The following is a 21,075-nucleotide window of genomic DNA, read 5'->3' on the forward strand; positions in this document are numbered from 1 at the left end:
CGACAGGAGACATGATTCATGGCTGGATTCACTCACACCATCGCCCACATGACCTGGCGCTTCGACAGCCTGCGCGAGCTGATGGCCAAGGCCAGCCCGGCCCGCTCCGGTGATTACCTGGCCGAGGTCGCCGCGCAGAGCGACGCCGAGCGTGCCGCGGCGCAGATGGCCCTGGCTGACGTGCCGCTGGAGCACTTCCTGCAGGAAGCGGTGATTCCCTATGAACAGGACGAAGTCACCCGGCTGATCGTCGACACCCATGATGCCGACGCCTTCGCCCCGGTCAGCCACCTGACGGTGGGCGGGCTGCGCGACTGGCTGCTCAGCGATGCCGCCGACGAAACCAGCCTGACCGCCCTGGCACCGGGGCTGACCCCGGAAATGGCCGCGGCGGTATCGAAGATCATGCGCGTGCAAGATCTGGTGCTGGTTGCCCAGAAGACCCGAGTGGTCACCAAATTCCGCAACACCATGGGCCTGCGCGGGCGGATGTCCACGCGCCTGCAGCCCAACCACCCGACCGACGATCCGGCGGGCATCGCCGCCAGCATCCTCGACGGCCTGCTCTACGGTAACGGCGATGCGATGATCGGCATCAACCCGGCCACCGATAGCGCCAGCTCGATCCGCGCGCTGGTGGACATGCTCGACGCGATCATCCAGCGCTACGAGATCCCCACCCAATCCTGCGTGCTGACCCACGTCACCAGCTCCATCGCCGCCATCGAGCGCGGTGCTCCGCTGGACCTGGTGTTCCAGTCGATCGCCGGCACCGAGGCGGCCAACGCCAGCTTCGGCGTGACCCTCAAGGTGCTGCAGGAAGGCTACGAAGCCGGCCTGAGCCTCAAGCGCGGCACCCTGGGCAACAACCTCATGTATTTCGAGACCGGCCAGGGCAGCGCGCTGTCGGCCAACGCCAACCATGGCGTCGACCAGCAGACCTGCGAAACCCGCGCCTACGCCGTGGCCCGGCACTTCAACCCGTTTCTGGTCAACACCGTGGTCGGCTTCATCGGCCCGGAATACCTCTACAACGGCAAGCAGATCATCCGCGCCGGCCTGGAAGATCACTTCTGCGGCAAGCTGCTCGGCGTGCCCATGGGCTGCGACATCTGCTACACCAACCACGCCGAGGCCGATCAGGACGACATGGACACCCTGCTGACCCTGCTCGGCACGGCCGGCATCAACTTCATCATGGGCATCCCCGGCTCGGATGACGTGATGCTCAACTACCAGACCACGTCGTTCCACGACGCCCTGTACGCGCGCAAGGTGCTCGGCCTGCATGCGGCGCCGGAGTTCGAAGCCTGGCTGGCGCGCATGGGCATCTTCCAGCAACAGGGCGGCCGCCTGCATATGGGTAACGAGCTGCCGCCGGCATTTCGCCAGGCCCTGGCGCAACTGGCTTGAGAGGTCGCCATGTCCGATAAATCCCCCGCTACGCCCAACCCCTGGCAGCATCTGCGCCAGCTGACCCCGGCGCGTATCGCCCTGGGCCGCGCCGGCACCAGCCTGCCTACCGCCGCGCAATTGGATTTCCAGTTCGCCCACGCCCAGGCCCGCGATGCCGTGCACCTGCCCTTCGACCATGAAGGCCTGTGTGAAGAACTGCAGGGCCGCGGCCTGGATACCCTGCTGCTGCACAGCGCCGCGGCGGACCGGCACACCTACCTGCAGCGCCCGGACCTTGGCCGGCGCCTGGACGATGAATCCGCCAACGCCCTGGACGACTACGCCAAGGAAAACGGCCGCGGCTACGACCTGGCCATCGTCATCGCCGATGGCCTGTCTTCCCTGGCCGTGCGCCGTCACAGCCTGCCGTTTCTGGAAAAGCTGCTGGAGCAGATGACCGAGGAAGGTTGGAAACTGGCGCCCATCAGCCTGGTACAACAGGGCCGGGTCGCCGTCGCCGACGAGGTGGGCGAACGGCTGGGCGCCAAGATGACGGTGATCCTGATCGGCGAACGCCCAGGGCTCAGCTCACCGGACAGCCTGGGCCTGTACTTCACCTACGCACCGCGGGTCGGCCTCAATGACGCCTACCGCAACTGCATCTCCAACGTGCGGCTGGAAGGCCTGAGCTACGGCATGGCGACCTTTCGATTGCTGTACCTGATGCGCGAGGCCTGCCGCCGCCAGCTGTCGGGCGTGGATCTGAAGGACGAAGCCGAAGTGCCGACTCTGGAAGACGCAGGGCCGGGGAATTTTTTGTTGCCGGATCAGCGATGAAGCAATAGGTCGTAGCCGTAGGCTGGGTCGGGCCGCGTAGGTGAAACCCATCGGCGATTGATGGGTTTCACCCATCCTACGCGGCCCGCCCCATCCTACGGCCTGTCCCCAAACCTCTCGCGGCTAAAGCCGCTCCCACGCCTGGTGCCTTTGTGGGAGCGGCTTTAGCCGCGATCTTTATCGAACTCAATGTGCCTCGATACGAAAGCCCAGCCTCGGAAAGTGCACATGCACGACGCCAGCGCGCTCATCCTCACGGCGCAGGATCAGCTCCTCGGCGCCGGCGAATAGCAGCTCACCCTCGACTGCCTCTACGCCATAATCGATAGCCGAAACGGCCACCCGCTGTCCGGCCTTGAAACCGTTCGGATCGGCGAACGCTTCTTCGGGCAGCGCCGCAGGTGTGGCGGCGCGCGCGACCTCGACGGCTGCTTCACTGCTCAGGTCCTGCGGGTTGCCGTGCCCGAACGAGAGCACGCGCTCCAGCCAGGCGACTACCGCCGGGTAGCCATCGACCAGCGGTGATGTCACCGGGGTGGCGCGCAGGAACCATAGTGGATGCGCCATGGCGATATCGGCCAGGCTCGCCTCGCCAAACAGGAAATCACCGCCGCTGGCCTCCAGTTGCGCCTGCAGGCGGGTCATGAAGCCAGGCCACTGGTGCTTGGCCTGCTCGGCCGGCAGGCGGGTAGCCTGGCCGCCCGAGAACAGCTTGCTGCGGTCGGCGATGAAGGTCTGCAAGAATTCCGGCGGCGCCTTGGCGAACCGCACAGCGATGGATTCGGGCTGGAACACCAGGCTGACCGCATGCTGGAACACCACCGAGTCGGCCCACTGGGCGAAGGCGGCGACGGCGAAGGCCTGCTTGCCGGGCAGCAATGCCGGCTGCGGCTGGTGCGCCTCGAGGCGGCGGGCGATCAGGGCGGTATCGCAGTAGATATCGGCGCCGATCTGCAGCACCGGTGTCTTGCGATAGCCGCCAGTGAGGGCGGTGAGGTCCGGCTTGGGCATCACCGGCGGAATCTGCACCGAGCGCCAGGCCAGGTTCTTGAAGCCCATCAGCAGACGCGCCTTCTCGGCGAAGGGCGATGTGGGGTAATGGTGCAGGATCAGATCAGACATGGAAGCCTCCGGGAACGGATGAGCGCCCAGCTTAACTCAGCTCCCCACAGCGTTAGATAGATTCCAGCGGGGCTGATGGCAGCTCATCAAGCACATGCATCAGGCTGCCGGTGGCCACCAGGGCCTCCTTGGCGCCCTTGCCGAGACGCTTGATCGCCCGTTCGCGGCGCAGGGCGTCGCCCTTGCCCGGGCAGCTTTCGCTGTAGACCAGGGCCACCGCCGGGCTGGAGAAGAAGAACCGCGCGCCCTTGCCGCTCTGATGCTGGGCGAAGCGCCGCTGTGGATCATCACTGATGCCGCAGTAGAGCGCGCCATTGGCGGCGCGCACGAGGTAGACGAACCAGGGTTTATCGGCGCTGACGCTCATCACGCGGTCAGGCGAACCACTCGCGGGCCGAACGCCACACGCACATGCCCACGAAGTAGGCCGAGGACAGGCCCCACAGCACCAGCAGCCACACCGGCTGAGCGGGGAACTGCATGATCAGGCCAGCGCAGGCGAACATCCACACCATGGTCACGGCGATGTTGATGGGCATGAACTGCTTGACCCGGAACGGGTGCAGGAACTTCATGCGGGTCAGGGTCAGGCCGGCCAGCACCATGATCACCGCAAAGGTGACCCAGGGCTCGAAGTCCAGCAGGTAGAGATACACCACCACCACGTTCCAGGCGGCAGGGAAGCCGACGAAGTAGTTGTCCTTGCTCTTCATGTTGACGTTACAGAAGCAGAACAGCGACGACAGCAGGATCACGCCCACCGACAGCAGCAGCGTGTACTCGGGCAGCGGAATAAAGCGATAGACGAAGATCGCCGGGATGAATACGTAGGTGAGGTAGTCGATCACCAGGTCGAGGGTGGAACCATCGAAATGCGGCAGCACCACCTTCACGTCGTACTTGCGCGCCAGGGTGCCGTCCAGGCCGTCGACCAGCAGCGCCAGCCCCAGCCACAGCAGGCAGCTTTCCGCCCGCCCCTCGATCAGCGCGAGCAGCGCCAGCATACCGAGGATGACTCCGCTCGCGGTTACCGCGTGCACGCTCCAGGCCTTGGCTTTACGGGGGGATACGGACATAACACTCATGATCGAAATACTCTGGCGGACGGGCTTTCACACGATGAATCAGGCCTTTACATGCACCTTGCCATTCATCGCTGAAGTTCTGACCGGAGAGCGTACCACTCCGTTCAGCCGCGCGCTGCTCCGCCGTGCTGCCCGTCGGACGCACGGGCGGCCTGGAACTGCCGCAGGCCGCCTCGCGCCTGCTTGCGCACGGTGTTCTTGAGTAGCGGCGTCCAGCCGATCAGCATGCCCTGAAAGCCCAGCGCCTGAGCGGCCCAGCGCCACATGTCGAAGTGGTCGCGGTGCTCGACGATCAGCCCGTCGCGGATCACGAACGATGCGTCGATACGATTGACCACGGTGCGCCCGGTCTGGGTGAACAGGTAGGTGGCCACCCATTTGGCGCTGCCGCCAGTGGCGTCGCCCTGCACGTCGCTGAAGGTCAGGGAGAATTTCTTGGCGCGCGATGTGAGCATGCGCCACATGTCGCGGGCATCCTCGCCGTTCAGCTCGCCGAAGGCCGGGTCGCTGAAACGCACGTCCGGCGCGTAGCAACGCGCCATCTCCTCGGCGTCGAGACGCTGGAAAGCCTGGTAGAAACGGGTGATCAATTGGGCATTTTCTGTGGACATGGCATGGCCTCCTGGCAGTGGGCGCAAGTATCGCCCGAGCCGCACGTGACCGCCATGGGCAAATGAGTCACGCAATCACCATTTCGCCAGCATCACCCAGCAGAAACGCGCGGTTGCGCTCGGCGCAGGCACGCAGGTAATCGGCCACCAGGGTGATGCGTTTGAGCTTGCGCAGGTCTTCGCGGTAATACAGCCAGAACTGGCGGATCACCTTCACCTCATCCGGCAATACCTCGACCAGCCGGGCATCCGGGCCTGCCAGGAAGCACGGCAGAATCGCCAACGCCCGCCCCTGCAAGGCGGCCTGATACTGGGCGACCACGCTGGTGCTGCGCAGCGTGCTGCTGGCATTGGGCACGATGCCTTCCAGATAGAGCAGCTCCGGGCTGAATGCCAGGTCATCGACGTAGGTGATGAACGAGTGCCGGCCCAGATCCTCCACCTGGCGGATCGGCGGGTGGCGCTGCAGGTATTCGGGCGTCGCGTAGAGCTTCAGTGCGTAGTCGCACAACCGGGAGCAGACGTAAGGCCCGCGCTCGGGGCGCTCCAGGGTGATGGCGATGTCCGCCTCGCGGCGCGACAGGCTGATGAAATGCGGCACGGGCAGTAGGTCGATGGCGATGTTCGGATAGATGTCCTGAAAGCCACCGAGCTGCGGCGCCACGAAATAGCTGCCGAAGCCCTCGGTCGAGCCGATGCGCACGTGGCCCGAGAGCGCCAGGCTGGCGCCCGACACCTGTTCGCAGGCTGTCTGCAGGGTGCTTTCCAGGGCCTCGGCATAGCCCAGCAGGTGCTGCCCCTCCGTAGTCAGCACGAAACCGCTGGCCCGTGAGCGTTCGAACAACAGGGTGCCGAGGGCCTTTTCCAGCGCGCCGATTCGCCGCGACACCGTGGTGTAGTCCACGCCCAGGCGCCGTGCGGCGCTACTGGCGGTTCGGGTACGGGCGACTTCAAGAAAGAACTTGAGGTCGTCCCAGTTCATCTGGCCGGCCGACATCATGCTTTTTTGCATAACGAACCTGTCTTTTTAGGTGCTGGAACAGAAAGTTTGCATACCTATACTCCAGACACGCAGCGCCTACCAGCTGCCCACAGTTCCAAGTTCCTACGACAAAAACAAAAGCAGGCAACTCATGAACGACTCACACGCTCAAGGGCCGGCTGCCGGCCGCAAGCACTACCGTATCGCTGGGCTGGCCAGCATGGCGGGTACCACCATCGAGTGGTACGACTTCTTTCTCTACGGCACCGCCGCCGCACTGGTCTTCAACAAGTTGTTCTTCCCCACCCTCGACCCGATCACCGGCGTACTGGCGGCTTTCGCCACCTATGCCGTCGGTTTCGTCGGTCGGCCTCTGGGCGGCATTCTGTTCGGCCACTTCGGTGACCGCATCGGCCGCAAGTCGATGCTCATGCTCACCCTGATGATGATGGGCATCCCGACCATCGCCATCGGTCTCTTGCCCACTTACGAGCAGATCGGCTACTGGGCCGCGGCGCTGCTGGTGGTCATGCGCTTTCTGCAGGGCATGGCCGTGGGTGGCGAATGGGGCGGTGCGGTGCTGATGGCCGTCGAGCATGCGCCGGAAGGCAAGAAGGGCTTCTACGGCAGCCTGCCGCAGACCGGCGTGGGCGCCGGCCTGGTGCTGTCCACCCTGGCCATGGGCGCGGTCGCCACGCTGCCCGAGGAGCAGATGCTCGCCTGGGGCTGGCGCCTGCCGTTCCTGGCCAGCGTGGTGCTGCTGGCGCTGGGCTGGCTGATTCGCGTCAAGGTCGCCGAGTCGCCGGACTTCGAGAAGCTCAAGCAGCAGGACCGCCGCGTACGTCTGCCGCTGCTGGAAGTGGTGCGCAATCACCCGCGTGCCACCCTGACCATCATCGGCGCGCGCACGGCCGAGAACGCCTGGTTCTACATGGCGGTCACCTTCGCCCTCGCCTACGCCGCCAACCAGTTGCAGATTCCCCGGGCCGACGTGCTGCATGCCATTACCGCCGGCGCCGCGCTGTCACTGGCGACCATGCCGTTCTGCGGCTGGCTGTCCGATCGCGTCGGCCAGAAGCGCCTGTACTTCACCGGGCTCTTGTTGCTGTGCGCCTTCGTCTACCCGTTCTTCGCCATGCTCGGTACCCGTGAGCCGCTGCTGGTGTGGTGGGCGATGGTGCTGGCGGTGGGCGTGGTGTTCCCGATCCTCTACGCACCGGAATCCCTATTGTTCGCTCGCCAGTTCCCGGCGGAAATCCGCTACAGCGGCATCTCGCTGTCGGTGCAGTTGGCCGGCGTGCTCGGCGGGGGCTTCGCGCCGATGATCGCCACCAGCCTGCTGGCCGCTGCCGATGGCAGCCCGCGCTACGTGATCGCCTACCTGATCGGCATGGGCCTGGTCGCACTGGGCTGCACCGCCCTGATGCGCAGCGACCCGCCCCGCCAACCTATCGCCAGCGCCGCGCTGGATACCGCACGTCCCGCGCCTTTGCGCGCCCGTTGATTGAAGAAAGGACTGAACCATGACCGATACCGTGAAACTGCTCATCAACGGCGAATTCGTCGAGTCACGCACCCAGCAGTGGCGCGACGTCATCAACCCGGCCACCCAGGAAGTGCTGGCTCGGGTGCCCCTGGCCACCGCCGAGGAGATCGACGCCGCGGTGGCCAGCGCCAGCCAGGCCTTCAAGACCTGGCGCAAGACGCCGGTCGGCGCCCGCGCGCGGATCTTCCTCAAGTACCAGCAACTGATCCGCGAAAACATGAAAGAGCTGGCGGCCATTCTCACCGCAGAACAGGGCAAGACCCTCGCCGACGCCGAGGGCGACGTGTTCCGCGGCCTGGAAGTGGTCGAACACGCCGCTGGCATCGGTAACCTGCAACTCGGCGAGCTGGCCAACAACGTGGCCGGCGGCGTCGATACCTACACCCTGCTGCAGCCGTTGGGCGTGTGCGCCGGCATCACCCCGTTCAACTTCCCGGCGATGATCCCGCTGTGGATGTTCCCGATGGCCATCGCCACCGGTAACACCTTCGTGCTCAAGCCCTCCGAGCAGGACCCGATGGTGACCATGCGCCTGTGCGAACTGGCCCTGGAAGCCGGGGTGCCGCCGGGCGTGCTCAACGTGGTGCACGGCGCCGAGGACGCAGTGAACGCGATCTGCGATCACCCGGACATCAAGGCGGTGTCCTTCGTCGGCTCGACCCGCGTCGGCACCCACGTCTACAACCGCGCCAGCCAGGCCGGCAAGCGCGTGCAGTGCATGATGGGTGCCAAGAACCACGCCATCGTGCTGCCCGATGCGCACAAGGAACAGACCCTCAACAACCTCGCCGGCGCCGCATTCGGCGCTGCCGGGCAACGCTGCATGGCCCTGTCGGTGGTGATTCTGGTCGGTGAGGCCCAGGGCTGGCTGCCGGACCTGGTGGCCAAGGCCGAAACGCTCAAGGTCGGCAGCGGCGTGGAAAACGGCACCGACGTTGGCCCGCTGATTTCCTGCGCGGCGCTGGACCGGGTCAGCAGTCTGATCGAACGCGGCGCCAGCGAAGGCGCGCGCCTGGTGCTCGACGGCCGCAACCCAGGAGTAGCTGGCTTTGAACAGGGCAACTTCGTCGGCCCGACCGTCTTCGATGGGGTAACGCCGCAGATGAGCATCTACCGCGAGGAAATCTTCGGCCCGGTGCTGTGCGTGATGCACGCCGCGACCCTGGATGAGGCCATCGCGCTGATCAATGCCAACCCCAATGGCAACGGCACGGCGATCTTCACCCGCTCCGGCGCCGCCGCCCGGCACTTCCAGGAGGAGATCGACGTTGGCCAGGTAGGCATCAACGTGCCGATTCCGGTGCCGGTGCCGATGTTCTCCTTCACCGGTTCGCGGGCGTCCAAGCTCGGCGACCTGGGCCCGTACGGAAAGCAGGTGGTGCAGTTCTATACCCAGACCAAGACCGTGACCCAGCGCTGGTTCGACGAGAGCGATGTCGGCGGCGCGGTGAACACCACCATCACCCTGAAGTGAGGCGACGACCATGAATATCGGATTCATCGGCCTGGGCAACATGGGCGCACCCATGGCCCACAACCTGCTCAAGGCAGGCCATGCGTTGCGCGTCTTCGACCTGTCTACCGGCGCCGTCGCGGCCCTGGTGGACGCAGGTGCCAAGGGTGCCGACAGCGCCTGCGGCGTGCTGCTGGATGCCGAGATCGTCATCACCATGCTGCCGGCCTCGGCCCATGTGAAAGCGGTCTACCTCGGCGATGACGGCCTGCTGGCCAACGTGAAGCCCGGGGTGCTGCTGATCGACTCCTCGACCATCGACCCGCTGTCTGCACGGGAGGTCGCCAGGGCAGCGGCTACCCACGGTAACCCGATGCTCGATGCGCCGGTGTCTGGCGGCACGGGTGGCGCGGCTGCCGGCACCCTGACCTTCATGGTCGGCGGCGCCGAGACGGACTTCGCCAAGGCCCAGCCGATCCTCGCCGCCATGGGCCGCAACATCGTGCACTGTGGAGGCAGCGGTAACGGACAGGTGGCCAAGGTGGCCAACAACATGCTCCTCGGCATTTCCATGATCGGCGTCGCCGAAGCGATGGCGCTGGGGGTGTCACTGGGCATCGACGCCAAGGTACTGGCGAACATCATCAACACCTCCAGCGGGCGCTGCTGGAGCTCGGACACCAACAACCCCTACCCCGGCGTGCTCGACAACGTGCCGGCCTCGCGGGGTTACAGCGGCGGCTTCGGCACCGACCTGATGCTCAAGGACCTGGGCCTGGCCACCGAGGCGGCGCAGCAGATCAAACAGCCGGTGATACTCGGCGCCCTCGCTCAACAGCTCTATCAACGCTTCAGTAGCGACGGGCACGGCGGGCTGGATTTCTCGGCGATCATCACCAGCTATCTGAAGCCCCAGGACAAATCGTGAGGCTCAGGAGCCAACAAGCAAAACCTGCTTCTCACCCATAAAAAAACGCCGGGGCTGATGCCCCGGCGTTCTTTCATCGGCGTTTCGGTCATTGCGCAGACAAATGCCCGCGCCCTGCCCGCCCGTTCTCAGTGCAGGATCTGCCCCAGGAACAGCTTGGTACGCTCGTTCTGCGGGTTGTCGAAGAAGGCGTTCGGCTCGGCCTGTTCGACGATCTCACCCTTGTCCATGAAAATCACGCGGTCGGCCACGGTGCGGGCGAAGCCCATTTCGTGGGTTACGCAGAGCATGGTCATGCCGTCCTGAGCCAGACCGATCATGGTGTCGAGTACTTCCTTGACCATTTCCGGGTCGAGTGCCGAAGTCGGCTCGTCAAACAGCATGATCTTGGGCTTCATGCACAGGGCGCGGGCGATGGCCACACGCTGCTGCTGACCACCGGACAGCTGACCCGGGTACTTGTGCGCCTGCTCTGGAATGCGTACGCGCTCCAGATAGTGCATGGCGATTTCCTCGGCCTTGCGCTTGGGCATCTTGCGAACCCACATCGGCGCCAGGATGCAGTTCTGCAGCACGGTCAGGTGCGGGAACAGGTTGAAGTGCTGGAACACCATGCCCACTTCGCGGCGCACGGTCTCGATGTCCTTCAGATCACGGGTCAGCTCGGTGCCATCGACCACGATGCGACCGGCCTGGTGTTCTTCCAGGCGGTTGATGCAGCGGATGGTGGTCGACTTGCCCGAACCCGACGGGCCGCACAGCACGATACGCTCGCCCTGACGCACATCCAGGTTGATGTCCTTGAGAACGTGGAACTGGCCGTACCACTTGTTCACGCCCTGCAGCTGAATAATCGGCTCAGCGCTGGGTTGCTTGTTTGCTTCGCTCATCTAAGTGACTCCTAACGCTTGTGGCCAGTGTCCAGCTTCCGCTCCAGATGGAGGGAATAGCGGGACATACCGAAACAGAAAATCCAGAAAATCAGGGCGGCGAACACGTAGCCCTCGGTCGCCATACCCAGCCACGCCGGGTCGGCAGCCGCCTGTTTGACGCTGTTGAGCAGGTCGAACAGGCCGATGATGATCACCAGGCTAGTGTCCTTGAACAGGGCGATGAAGGTGTTGACGATGCCCGGGATCACCAGCTTGAGCGCTTGCGGCAGGATCACCAGACCCATCATCCGCCAGTAGCCCAGGCCCATGGCGCCGGCCGCTTCGTATTGCCCCTTGGGAATCGCCTGCAGGCCACCGCGTACCACTTCGGCGATATAGGCCGACTGGAACAGGATGACGCCGATCAGCGCACGCATCAGCTTGTCGAAGCTCATGCCTTCGGGCAGGAACAGCGGCAGCATCACCGAGGACATGAACAGCACGGTGATCAGCGGCACACCACGCCAGAACTCGATGAAGGTCACGCAGACCACCTTCACCGCCGGCAGGTTGGAACGACGCCCCAGCGCCAGCAGGATACCCAGCGGCAACGCACCGGCGATGCCGACGGCAGCGATCACCAGGGTCAGCATCAGGCCGCCCCAACGGCTTGTCGGCACGGTATCCAGGCCGAACACACCACCGTGCAGCAGGCACCAGGCAACGATCGGGTAGATAACCAGGAAGGCGATGCCGTAGACAGCCTTGCGCGGGAACTTGGAGATGAACAGCGGCGCGGCGCCAACGATAGCCAGCACGGCGGTCAGGTCCACGCGCCAGCGCAGTTCGCTGGGGTAGAAGCCGTACATGAACTGGCTGAAGCGCGACTGGATAAACACCCAGCAGGCGCCCTCCTTAGTGCAGTCGGCTCGGGTGGTGCCGACCCAGTTGGCGTCGAAGATCGCCCACTTGAGCAGCGGCGGCACCATCAGCCAGACGAGGTAGATCGCGAACAGGGTCAGCAGCGTGTTGAGCCAGCTGGAGAACAGATTGCTGCGCATCCAGGCGACCGCGCCAACGCTGGCGCTGGGTGGCGGCAGATCCGGTTTGAAAGTATGAGTGCTCATTGCGCTAGGTCCTCACCGCTCGATCAGCGCGATGCGCTTGTTGTACCAGTTCATCAGCAGGGAAATGCTGATACTGATCGCCAGGTAGACGCTCATGGTGATGGCGATCACCTCGATGGCCTGGCCTGTCTGGTTGAGTACGGTACCGGCAAACAGCGACACCATGTCCGGGTAGCCGATACCTGCGGCCAGGGACGAGTTCTTCGCCAGGTTCAGGTACTGGCTAGTCAGCGGCGGAATGATCACGCGCATGGCTTGCGGGATGATCACCTTGCGCAGCGTCGGGCCTGGGCGCAGGCCCAGAGAGCGGGCTGCTTCGGTCTGGCCGTGACTGACCGAGTTGATCCCGGAACGCACGTTTTCGGCGATGAAGGCGGCAGTGTAGACAGTCAGGGCGACAGTCAGCGCCAGCAGTTCGGGAATCATCACCCAGCCGCCGACGAAGTTGAAGCCTTTGAGCTCCGGCACCGTCCAGTGCAGCGGGCTGCCGAAGATCAGCGCAACCAGGGTGGGGATGACGATAGCCATGCCCAGGCCGACCCAGAATTTGTGGAACGGCTGGCCGGTGGCTTCGAAGCGCTTGTTGGCCCAGCGGGTCATCATCACGATGGCCACGATGGTAACGACCACGCCGACCACGAATGGCCAGAATGCACCGGTCGCCTCGGCTGCCGGCATGTTCAGACCGCGGTTGCTGAGGAAGAAGCTGTCGCCCAGATTGATGCTGGCACGCGGGCCGGGCAGTGGCAGCAGCACGGCGAAGTACCAGAAGAGAATCTGCAGCAACGGTGGAATGTTGCGGAAGACTTCGATGTAGACGGTCGCCAGCTTGTTGATCATCCAGTTCGGCGACAGGCGCGCGACACCGATGATGAAGCCGAGGATGGTGGCCAGCACGATGCCGATGAACGAAACCAGCAGGGTGTTGAGCAGGCCGATGACGAAGACGCGGGCATAGCTGTCCGCTTCGGTGTAGCTGATCAGGTGTTGGGCGATGCCGAAGCCGGCACTGCGCTCGAGGAAGTCGAAACCCGAGGTGATACCCCGGTGTTGCAGGTTGGTCTGTGTATTGCTGAACAAGAACCAGCCCATTGCGACCACGGCCACAACGGTAATGATCTGGAATAGCCAGGCACGCACACGTGGATCGCTAAGGGAGAACCCCTGCGGTGCGCCAATGTTTTTCTGCATGGGAATGCCCCAGGTATAACGGAACGAAAATCGCCCGGCAGTGCACTGCCGGGCGACAGGTCAATCAACGCACTGGAGGAGCGTAGTGCAGACCGCCTTTGTTCCACAGAGCGTTGAGGCCACGCTCGATTTTCAGCTCGCTGCCCTTGCCGATGTTGCGCTCGAACACTTCGCCGTAGTTACCGACCTGCTTGACGATCTGGACGACCCAGTCTTTCGGCAGCTTCAGGTCTTTACCGTACTCACCGTCGGCACCCAGCATACGGGCAACGTCAGGGTTCTTGGTTTCCTTGGCCAGGGCTTCGACGTTCTTGGAGTCGACACCCAGCTCTTCGGCGTTGAGCATGGCGAACAGGGTCCACTTGACGATAGCCATCCAGTCTTCGTCGCCACGACGAACCAGCGGGCCCAGCGGCTCCTTGGAGATCACTTCCGGCAATACAACCCAGTCATCCGGGGAGCCCAGCTTGATGCGCTGTGCGTACAGCTGCGACTGGTCGGAGGTCAGCACGTCGCAACGGCCGGCTTCCAGCGACTTGGCGCTCTCGTCGGAGGTGTCGAAGGTGATCGGGGTGTATTTCAGGCCGTTCGAACGGAAGTAGTCGGAGACGTTCAGCTCGGTGGTGGTGCCTGCCTGGATACAGATGGTCGCGCCATCCAGTTCCTTGGCGCTGGCAACGCCCAGCTTCTTGTTCACCAGGAAGCCGATGCCGTCGTAGTAAGTCACGCCGGTGAACACCAGGCCCATGCCGCCGTCGCGGGAGCTGGTCCAGGTGGTGTTGCGCGACAGCACGTCGACTTCGCCGGACTGAATGGCGGTGAAACGCTCTTTGGCGGTCAGCGGGCTGTATTTGACCTTGCTGGCGTCGCCCAGAACTGCTGCGGCCACACCGCGGCAGATGTCGACGTCGATGCCCTGGTAGTTACCCTTTGCATCCGGCACCGAGAAACCCGGCAGGCCGTCACTGACGCCACACTGTACAAAGCCCTTCTTCTTCACTGCGTCCAGGGTAGCACCGGCGTGAGCCATGCCTGCTGCGCCCAGAACGGCGGCGGCGGTCAACATCGCCAGGGTGGTTTTAACCATCTTCATTGAACATTCTCCGGTTCTTGTGTTGTGTTGGAGTCTCAGCCTGATCGCCGTACCCTTTTGGGGCATGTCGTCACTATTAGCAGCAACAGTGTAGACCGGTGGTCAGACCTGGGCGCCAGTACCGTGACCCATTCGAGAGCAGGTCAACGATGCTTGCACCAGTCCGTTGGTGAACGGGCCCGAGACGGATCGCAAATTTGCATATCGACGAGCATGCAGCGCCCGACGAACCTTTTGGAAACCCCATCAAATTGGCTTTCCCCGTCTGCTCCGCGGCCCAGCGCGGTGTTACCACACTGGCCCGACGACATCAGTCCAATGCTCTATAGCAAAGGCCATACCAGCCACCGTTTTTCGCCGCGAGTTAGGCAGGTCAAGGGGGCAAAGTTGTAATCTTGCGACATCTAGTTCATGGATCAGTACAGTGACAAAAAACAGTCACGCACCAAAGTAACGCACCAGCCCCAAATTGGAGCACCACATGGATACCACATTGATACTGCAGCCCCCACTTCCCGCCGACGCCTGTGTCATATGGCTGCACGGTCTGGGTGCAGACCGTTTCGACTTCCAGCCGGTCGCCGAGGCTCTGCAACGCTCGCTGCGCACCACCCGCTTCGTGCTCCCCCAGGCGCCTACCCGCCCGGTAACCATCAACGGTGGCTGGGAGATGCCCAGCTGGTACGACATTCTGGCCATGAGCCCAGCAAGGGCCATCGACCGCGAGCAGCTCGAACAGTCCGCCCAGCAGGTCATCGATCTGATCGAGGCGCAGCAGGGTGACGGCATCGACCCGGCGCGCATCTTTCTGGCTGGTTTCTCCCAGGGCGGCGCTGTGGTGCTGCACACCGCCTTCCTGCGCTGGCAGGGTCCGCTGGGCGGCGTGCTGGCGCTTTCGACCTATTCGCCAACCTTCTCGGACGACGTGCAGTTGAACGACATCCAGCGCGGCATACCGGTCTGCTGCCAGCACGGCACCCAGGACGGCGTGGTGCTGCCGAGTATGGGCCGCGCCGCCCACGACTGGCTGCAAGGTCGCGGCGTCAACGTGACCTGGCAGGAGTACCCGATGGCCCACGAAGTGTTACCGCAGCAAATCGCCGATATCGGCGCCTGGCTCGCCGAGCGTCTATAAAGAGGGTTCTGGCGGCGCGGCTGTGATGCCCTTCACAGTCCCCGCGCCGCCGGTCGTCGGCACGACGCAAGACGATTGTCAGCCTGCCTGGCGGCGGATACTGTCTGGGAAATGAGGCTCGTTCGTCGATCACGAACGCGGTCATCGACCCATGGGAGCGTTGGCGATGTCGATCGTTAAGCGTTTCACGCAAGGATGCTGATGCCATGAAGGCGGCACACTGGCAAACCGACCTGCAGCAGCTTCGCCAGCTGCGCCTGTTCGACAAGGTCGCACTGGGCAGCCTCAATCGCCTGCTTGATGCCTTCCGCCCGTGCGAGCTGGAGGCGGCCGAAGTGCTGCTCTCGCCGTTCGACCGCAACCAGTACCTTTATATAGTCGTCACCGGCAGCCTCAAGGTATACCTCGGCTCGCTGGACAACCAACCGGTCACCACCCTGGGGCCGGGCGACTGCGCCGGCGAGATCAGCTTTCTCGACAACGAACACCCCAGCGCCTACGTGGTGGCAAACGAGCCCAGCAGCGTACTGCGCCTGCACCGCGACGCGGTCACCTCGCTCTTCCAGCAATCGCCACAGATGATGCACAACCTGCTCAAGGTGCTCTGCGACCGCGTGCGCCAGGGCAACCGGCAGCTGATCAACAGTGAACAGAACGCCAACGTCGACAAACTCACCGGCGCCTTCAACCGCCGCTGGCTGGAGCACGTGTTCGAGCGCGAGCGTGCCCGCTGCCTGATCGACAAGCAGCCACTTTGCCTGCTGATGCTCGATGTCGACCACTTCAAGGACTACAACGACCAGCACGGCCACCTGGCCGGTGACTACGCCCTGTGCCTGGTCGCCCACACCCTGCGCCGCCAGCTACGGGCCCGCGACAGCCTGGTGCGTTATGGCGGCGAGGAGTTCGTGGTGCTGCTGCCCGAGCTGGCGCTGCAACAGGCCGCCGAGGTGGCCGAGCGACTGCGTGAGAGCCTGGAGCGCATTGGCTCCTTCTATTCGCCGCTAGGCGCCCAGCCGGGCGTGACCATTTCCTTGGGCCTGGCGCAGATGAACGCTCGCGATGGCCTGGCCGGCCTGATCGCCCGGGCCGACAAGGCCCTGTACAAGGCCAAGAACAGTGGCCGCAACCGGCTCTGTCATTGAATTGCCGTGAGCGCGTGACAAGCTGACGATAACGTTTTTTTCTGGAAAGCACCTATGCGCAAGCGCCTGCTTATCGTCCCGATTGTTCTGGGCCTTGTCGCCGCGGTGTTCTTCACCCTGCCCAGCGTGCTCGACCGGCGCATGAACAGCGTCGAATCCCCGGCCCCTTATCCGGCCGGTGAAGCAGCCACGCGCCTGCACCACACACTGTTCATCGCCGACCTGCACGATGATGCCCTGCTCTGGGAGCGCGACCTGCTCAAGCGCTACAGCTACGGCCATTCGGACCTGCCGCGCATGCTCGACGGGCGCGTCGGGTTGCAGGTGTTTTCCACCGTCACCAAATCGCCTCGCGGACTGAACTACGAAAGCAACGGCGCCGACAGCGACACCATCACCCTGCTCGCCATGGCCCAGCGCTGGCCACGGGCGACCTGGAACAGCCTGCTCGAGCGCGCGTTGTACCAGGCTGAAAAACTTCACGAGGCGGCTGCCGGCAGCGACGGCCGGATGCTACAGATCCGCACGCGCCAGGATCTCACGGACTTTCTGCAGGCCTGGAAGCAGGACCCGCAGCGCGTCGCTACCCTCCTGGCTACAGAAGGCCTGCACCCGCTGGAGGGCCGTCTGGAAAACCTCGACCGTCTCTATGACGCCGGCTTTCGCATGGCCGGGTTGACCCACTTCTTCGACAACGAGGTCGGCGGCTCGGCCCATGGCCTGAGCAAGGGCGGGCTGACGCCGTTCGGGCGGCAGGTCATCACGCGCCTGGAAGAGAAATCCATGCTCATCGACCTGGCCCACGCCTCGCGCCCGCTGATGGACGACGTGCTGGCCATGGCCACGCGCCCGGTGCTGGTGTCCCACGGCGGCGTCGAGGGCACCTGCCCCGGCACCCGCAACCTCAGCGACCGGCATATTCGCGCCATCGCCGCCACCGGCGGGGTGATCGGCATCGGCTACTGGGACACGGCGGTGTGCGCCACCTCTGTAGCGGCCATCGTCAAGGCGATCCGCTACACGGCCGATCTGGTGGGCGTCGAGCACGTGGCCCTGGGCTCGGACTTCAACGGCACCATTCATGCGCCCTTCGACGTCACCGGCCTGGCCCAGCTGACCGAAGGCCTGCTCGGTGCCGGCTTCAGCCGCGCCGACATCGCCGCGATCATGGGCGGCAACGTCCAGCGCCTGCTGCTCGCCAGCCTACCCGGGAACTGATCGACAGCCGCGCATGACGCCAGCGGCAGAGTACTTCGCCCTGCCCGCGTCTTGCTTTACACTGGCTGGCGTTCATTCCTTAATCAATCGACGAGATGACCGTGCTCAAAGCACTCAAAAAAATATTCGGCAAAGCCGAAAATGAGCCACACAGCTCAGTCTCCCCGAGCCTCGAGGCCACTGCGCCTCCCGCCGCAGCTCCCCGCGAGGAGCGCCAGCCGCGCCCGCCGCAAGATGCCGCCAGCGCCGAGCAGAAGCCCCAGAGCAAACCCGCCAAGCCGCGCCGTGAACGCGCGCCCAAGCCGGTGGGTACCTGGAAGCTCGAGGACTTTCATGTCGAGCCGGCACCCGGCAAGACCCGCTTCCATGACTTCAAGCTGTCGCCTGAGCTGATGCACGCCATCCACGACCTAGGCTTCCCTTACTGCACGCCGATCCAGGCCGGCGTACTGGGCTATACGCTCAAGGGCCAGGACGCCATTGGCCGCGCCCAGACCGGCACCGGCAAGACCGCTGCCTTCCTGATCTCGATCATCACTCAGCTGCAGCAGACCCCGCCGCCCAAGGATCGCTACATGGGCGAGCCGCGCGCGCTGATCATCGCGCCGACCCGCGAGCTGGTGGTGCAGATCGCCAACGACGCCAAGGAGCTTACCAAGTACAGCGGCCTCAACGTGATGAGCTTCGTCGGCGGCATGGACTTCGACAAGCAGCTCAAGCAGCTGGAATCACGCTTCTGCGACATTCTGGTGGCCACGCCGGGCCGTCTGCTGGACTTCAACCAGCGCGGTGAAGTGCACTTGGACATGGTCGAGGTGATGGTGCTCGACGAAGCCGACCGCATGCTCGACATGGGCTTCATCCCCCAGGTTCGCCAGATCATCCGCCAGACCCCGATGAAGGGCGAGCGCCAGACCCTGCTGTTCTCCGCCACCTTCACCGAAGACGTGATGAACCTGGCCAAGCAGTGGACCACCAACCCGGCCATCGTCGAGATCGAGCCGGAAAACGTCGCCAGCGACACCGTCGAACAGCACGTTTACGCCGTCGCCTCGGCGGACAAGTACAAGCTGCTCTACAACCTGATCGCCCAGAACGACTGGACTCGCGTGATGGTGTTCGCCAACCGCAAGGACGAGGTGCGCCGTATCGAAGAACGCCTGACCCGTGACGGCATCAGCGCGGTGCAGATGTCCGGCGACATTCCCCAACACAAGCGTATTCGCGCCCTGGAAGGTTTTCGCGAAGGCAAGATCCGCGTCATGGTCGCCACCGACGTGGCCGGCCGCGGCATCCATGTCGACGGTATCAGCCACGTGATCAACTTCACCCTGCCGGAAGACCCGGACGACTACGTGCACCGCATCGGCCGTACCGGCCGCGCCGGCACCAGCGGCACCTCGATCAGTTTTGCCGGCGAGGACGACGCCTTCGCCCTGCCACCGATCGAAGAGCTGATCGGCCGCAAGATCCAGTGCGAGATGCCACCGGACGAGCTGCTCAAGGCCGTACCGCGCAAGCATTGATCGACTACGCCCAGGCACAACGCCTGGGCACGCCGCTGCGACTTCAAGCAGCGGCTCCAAGACAGGACGTCCACCCCATGAAGCTGACCATAGAGTCCAGTGACCTCAGCCGCGCCGTAAAGGCCGGCGTCCTGCAACCCGGCCAGGATCAGGCGCTGCTGGCCTTTCTGCAGCAGACGCCCACTGAGCGCCCCAGCTTCCAGCTCTCCCATATCGCCTATTACTTCGGCGCCCTGCTGATCATGGGCGCCATGGGCTGGCTGCTCACAGAAGCGTGGATGAACATAGGTGACCTGGCGCTCCTGCTGATCAGCACGGCTTACCTGCTGCTGTTCCTGCTCGGCGGGCGCAGCCTGTGGCGCCGCGGCCAGCCGATTCCCGGCGGCCTGCTCGGTGCCGTGGCAGTGAGCCTCACGCCACTGGTGGTGTTCGCCGGGCAACGGCTGTTCAGCATCTGGCCCCTGGACGACACACAGTCGGACTACGTCGACTACTACCGCTACGTGCAGGGCGGCTGGCTGGTCATGGAAGTGGCGACGGTGCTGGTCGGTCTGCTGGTACTGCGCCTGCTGCCCTTCCCGTTCATCGTCATGCCGATTGCCGTGGCGCTGTGGTTCATGTCCATGGACCTGAGCGAGCTGCTGCATGGCGAATACTTCAGCTGGGAGCAGCGCCGCGAGGTGTCGCTGTGGTTCGGCCTGGTGATTCTGCTCGCCAGCCTGCTGGCGGACGGCCGCAGCAAGCGTGATTACGCCTTCTGGGGTTACCTGGCCGGGCTGACAGCGTTCTGGGGCGGCCTGAGCCTGATGGACAGCGGCAGCGAACTGGGCAAGGCGCTGTACTGCCTGATCAACCTGGGCCTGATCGGTCTGTCGATATTGCTGCGACGCCCGCTGTTCATGGTCTTCGGCGCCCTGGGCGTGGCCGGCTATCTGGGCTACCTGGCCCACGACGTTTTCGAGGATTCGCTGCTGTTCCCGATGGTGGTCAGCCTGATCGGCCTCGGCGTGATGGGCCTCGGCCTGCTCTACCAGAAGCGCCGCGATGCGATGAGCGAGGCGTTGCGCCGGCAGTTGCCAGCGAGCCTGCTGGCATTTCTGCCGGCACTGCGACGCTGAACGATCAACTCGGGCGATAGCGCGCCCAGAGCATCTCGAACTCGCGGCGGTACTCGGCGACCAGGTGCGGATCGTCGGTCACCAGCAGGTTCTCCTCATTGCTGGTACTGGCGCTGCGCGTCCAGTTGAAGCTGCCGTTGAGCAGCAGACGACCGTCGAATAAAGCGAACTTGTGGTGCATGTGAAACGGGCTGTTGTCGATGCGCAGCGGCACACCGGCATCGATCAGTTGCTGGATATCGCTACCGACGTCGAAGCGCTTTTCGCTGTCGCTGATGATGCGCACGGCCAGCCCGCGGCGGTGCACGGCGATCAGCTCGTCGCTGAGCTGATCGTCGGAGATGGTGAACACGCACACGTCTACCGATTCTTTGGCCTGGCGGCACAGGTCGCGGATGCGCTGGCGGCAGCTTTCGCCGGGGCTGAAATGCGCACTGCTCTGGCCACGTATCGGTGAGCAGCGCACCTCCAACGTCTTGATCACCTGCTCCAGCCATTTCAGGGCCGACACGGCGTTGGCCGGGTCGGTGATCAGTTCGCGCACCAAGTCGAAGGCCCGGTTGCGCATGTAGCGCACCTGGTCGGGCGTCAGGTCGTTGCCCAGTTCGCGCAGTTCGTCGCGCTCCTCGTTGCTGAGCCTGAGGTCGACGAGGCTGTCACGCAGGTGTTGGTCGAGGCGATTGAAATCCAT

At 64.2% G+C, this 21,075-nt stretch carries 20 protein-coding genes; 10 read left to right on the plus strand and 10 right to left on the minus strand.

Annotation, left to right across the window (positions count from 1 at the left end):
• Positions 1-18 precede the first annotated feature (18 nt).
• The gene (locus FB481_RS13200; protein WP_013790186.1) at positions 19-1,413 is read left to right on the plus strand and encodes an ethanolamine ammonia-lyase subunit EutB; all 1,395 of its coding nucleotides are present in this window, start codon (positions 19-21) and stop codon (positions 1,411-1,413) included.
• A gap of 9 nt (positions 1,414-1,422) precedes the next feature.
• Positions 1,423-2,232, plus strand: a complete 810-nt coding sequence (eutC, locus tag FB481_RS13205) for an ethanolamine ammonia-lyase subunit EutC (protein WP_147176705.1) — start codon at positions 1,423-1,425, stop codon at positions 2,230-2,232.
• A gap of 186 nt (positions 2,233-2,418) precedes the next feature.
• Here the strand turns inward: eutC and FB481_RS13210 are convergent, their stop codons facing one another.
• The 5 genes from FB481_RS13210 to FB481_RS13230 all read right to left on the minus strand — a co-directional run bounded on the left by FB481_RS13210 (position 2,419) and on the right by FB481_RS13230 (position 6,062).
• Positions 2,419-3,354 (minus strand): glutathione S-transferase family protein, encoded by a 936-nt coding sequence (locus FB481_RS13210; protein WP_147176706.1) that lies wholly within the window; start codon positions 3,352-3,354, stop codon positions 2,419-2,421.
• A 52-nt stretch (positions 3,355-3,406) separates the two neighbouring features.
• On the minus strand, positions 3,407-3,721 hold the full coding sequence (locus FB481_RS13215) for a GIY-YIG nuclease family protein (RefSeq protein ID WP_013790183.1): 315 nt from the start codon (positions 3,719-3,721) through the stop codon (positions 3,407-3,409).
• Between the two features lie 7 nt (positions 3,722-3,728).
• Positions 3,729-4,439, minus strand: a complete 711-nt coding sequence (pcsA, locus tag FB481_RS13220; protein WP_013790182.1) for a phosphatidylcholine synthase — start codon at positions 4,437-4,439, stop codon at positions 3,729-3,731.
• Positions 4,440-4,543: 104 nt separating this feature from the next.
• On the minus strand, positions 4,544-5,050 hold the full coding sequence (locus FB481_RS13225; protein ID WP_147176707.1) for a nuclear transport factor 2 family protein: 507 nt from the start codon (positions 5,048-5,050) through the stop codon (positions 4,544-4,546).
• Positions 5,051-5,117: 67 nt separating this feature from the next.
• On the minus strand, positions 5,118-6,062 hold the full coding sequence (locus FB481_RS13230; protein WP_147176708.1) for a LysR family transcriptional regulator: 945 nt from the start codon (positions 6,060-6,062) through the stop codon (positions 5,118-5,120).
• 121 nt (positions 6,063-6,183) lie between these two features.
• On the opposite strand from FB481_RS13230, the gene FB481_RS13235 reads away from it, so the two are divergent.
• The 3 genes from FB481_RS13235 to mmsB are packed head-to-tail and all read left to right on the plus strand — an operon-like array spanning position 6,184 to position 9,959.
• Positions 6,184-7,536 carry an MFS transporter gene (locus FB481_RS13235; protein ID WP_147176709.1) on the plus strand — a complete coding sequence of 451 codons (1,353 nt, stop codon included), beginning with the start codon at positions 6,184-6,186 and terminating at the stop codon, positions 7,534-7,536.
• A gap of 19 nt (positions 7,537-7,555) precedes the next feature.
• On the plus strand, positions 7,556-9,052 hold the full coding sequence (locus FB481_RS13240) for a CoA-acylating methylmalonate-semialdehyde dehydrogenase (protein ID WP_147176710.1): 1,497 nt from the start codon (positions 7,556-7,558) through the stop codon (positions 9,050-9,052).
• Positions 9,053-9,062: 10 nt separating this feature from the next.
• Complete coding sequence (mmsB, locus tag FB481_RS13245) at positions 9,063-9,959, plus strand: 3-hydroxyisobutyrate dehydrogenase (RefSeq protein ID WP_147176711.1); 897 nt, start codon at positions 9,063-9,065, stop codon at positions 9,957-9,959.
• Positions 9,960-10,087: 128 nt separating this feature from the next.
• On the opposite strand, the gene FB481_RS13250 is transcribed toward mmsB, so the two are convergent.
• The 4 genes from FB481_RS13250 to FB481_RS13265 form a co-directional block, all read right to left on the minus strand.
• Positions 10,088-10,849 (minus strand): amino acid ABC transporter ATP-binding protein, encoded by a 762-nt coding sequence (locus tag FB481_RS13250; protein ID WP_013790176.1) that lies wholly within the window; start codon positions 10,847-10,849, stop codon positions 10,088-10,090.
• 11 nt (positions 10,850-10,860) lie between these two features.
• The gene (locus tag FB481_RS13255; protein WP_093505889.1) at positions 10,861-11,958 is read right to left on the minus strand and encodes an amino acid ABC transporter permease; all 1,098 of its coding nucleotides are present in this window, start codon (positions 11,956-11,958) and stop codon (positions 10,861-10,863) included.
• Between the two features lie 12 nt (positions 11,959-11,970).
• On the minus strand, positions 11,971-13,149 hold the full coding sequence (locus FB481_RS13260) for an amino acid ABC transporter permease (RefSeq protein WP_147176712.1): 1,179 nt from the start codon (positions 13,147-13,149) through the stop codon (positions 11,971-11,973).
• Positions 13,150-13,213: 64 nt separating this feature from the next.
• The gene (locus FB481_RS13265; RefSeq protein ID WP_093505885.1) at positions 13,214-14,242 is read right to left on the minus strand and encodes an amino acid ABC transporter substrate-binding protein; all 1,029 of its coding nucleotides are present in this window, start codon (positions 14,240-14,242) and stop codon (positions 13,214-13,216) included.
• 481 nt (positions 14,243-14,723) lie between these two features.
• Between FB481_RS13265 and FB481_RS13270 the strand changes: the two genes are divergently transcribed.
• The 5 genes from FB481_RS13270 to FB481_RS13290 all read left to right on the plus strand — a co-directional run bounded on the left by FB481_RS13270 (position 14,724) and on the right by FB481_RS13290 (position 20,384).
• Positions 14,724-15,377: an alpha/beta hydrolase gene (locus FB481_RS13270; protein ID WP_147176713.1), complete on the plus strand. Its 654-nt coding sequence runs from the start codon at positions 14,724-14,726 to the stop codon at positions 15,375-15,377.
• Positions 15,378-15,583: 206 nt separating this feature from the next.
• Positions 15,584-16,522: a GGDEF domain-containing protein gene (locus FB481_RS13275; RefSeq protein ID WP_147176714.1), complete on the plus strand. Its 939-nt coding sequence runs from the start codon at positions 15,584-15,586 to the stop codon at positions 16,520-16,522.
• 54 nt (positions 16,523-16,576) lie between these two features.
• Positions 16,577-17,740, plus strand: a complete 1,164-nt coding sequence (locus tag FB481_RS13280) for a dipeptidase (RefSeq protein ID WP_147176715.1) — start codon at positions 16,577-16,579, stop codon at positions 17,738-17,740.
• Between the two features lie 101 nt (positions 17,741-17,841).
• Positions 17,842-19,266: an ATP-dependent RNA helicase RhlB gene (rhlB, locus tag FB481_RS13285; RefSeq protein WP_147176716.1), complete on the plus strand. Its 1,425-nt coding sequence runs from the start codon at positions 17,842-17,844 to the stop codon at positions 19,264-19,266.
• A gap of 77 nt (positions 19,267-19,343) precedes the next feature.
• Entirely contained in the window at positions 19,344-20,384 is a 1,041-nt protein-coding gene (locus FB481_RS13290; protein ID WP_147176717.1) for a DUF2157 domain-containing protein, read from the plus strand.
• Positions 20,385-20,388: 4 nt separating this feature from the next.
• Here FB481_RS13290 and FB481_RS13295 read toward each other — a convergent pair whose 3' ends face one another.
• Positions 20,389-21,075: a phospholipase D-like domain-containing protein gene (locus tag FB481_RS13295; protein WP_147176718.1), complete on the minus strand. Its 687-nt coding sequence runs from the start codon at positions 21,073-21,075 to the stop codon at positions 20,389-20,391.

The organism is Pseudomonas sp. AG1028 (genome assembly GCF_007993955.1).
Classification (GTDB): domain Bacteria; phylum Pseudomonadota; class Gammaproteobacteria; order Pseudomonadales; family Pseudomonadaceae; genus Aquipseudomonas; species Aquipseudomonas straminea.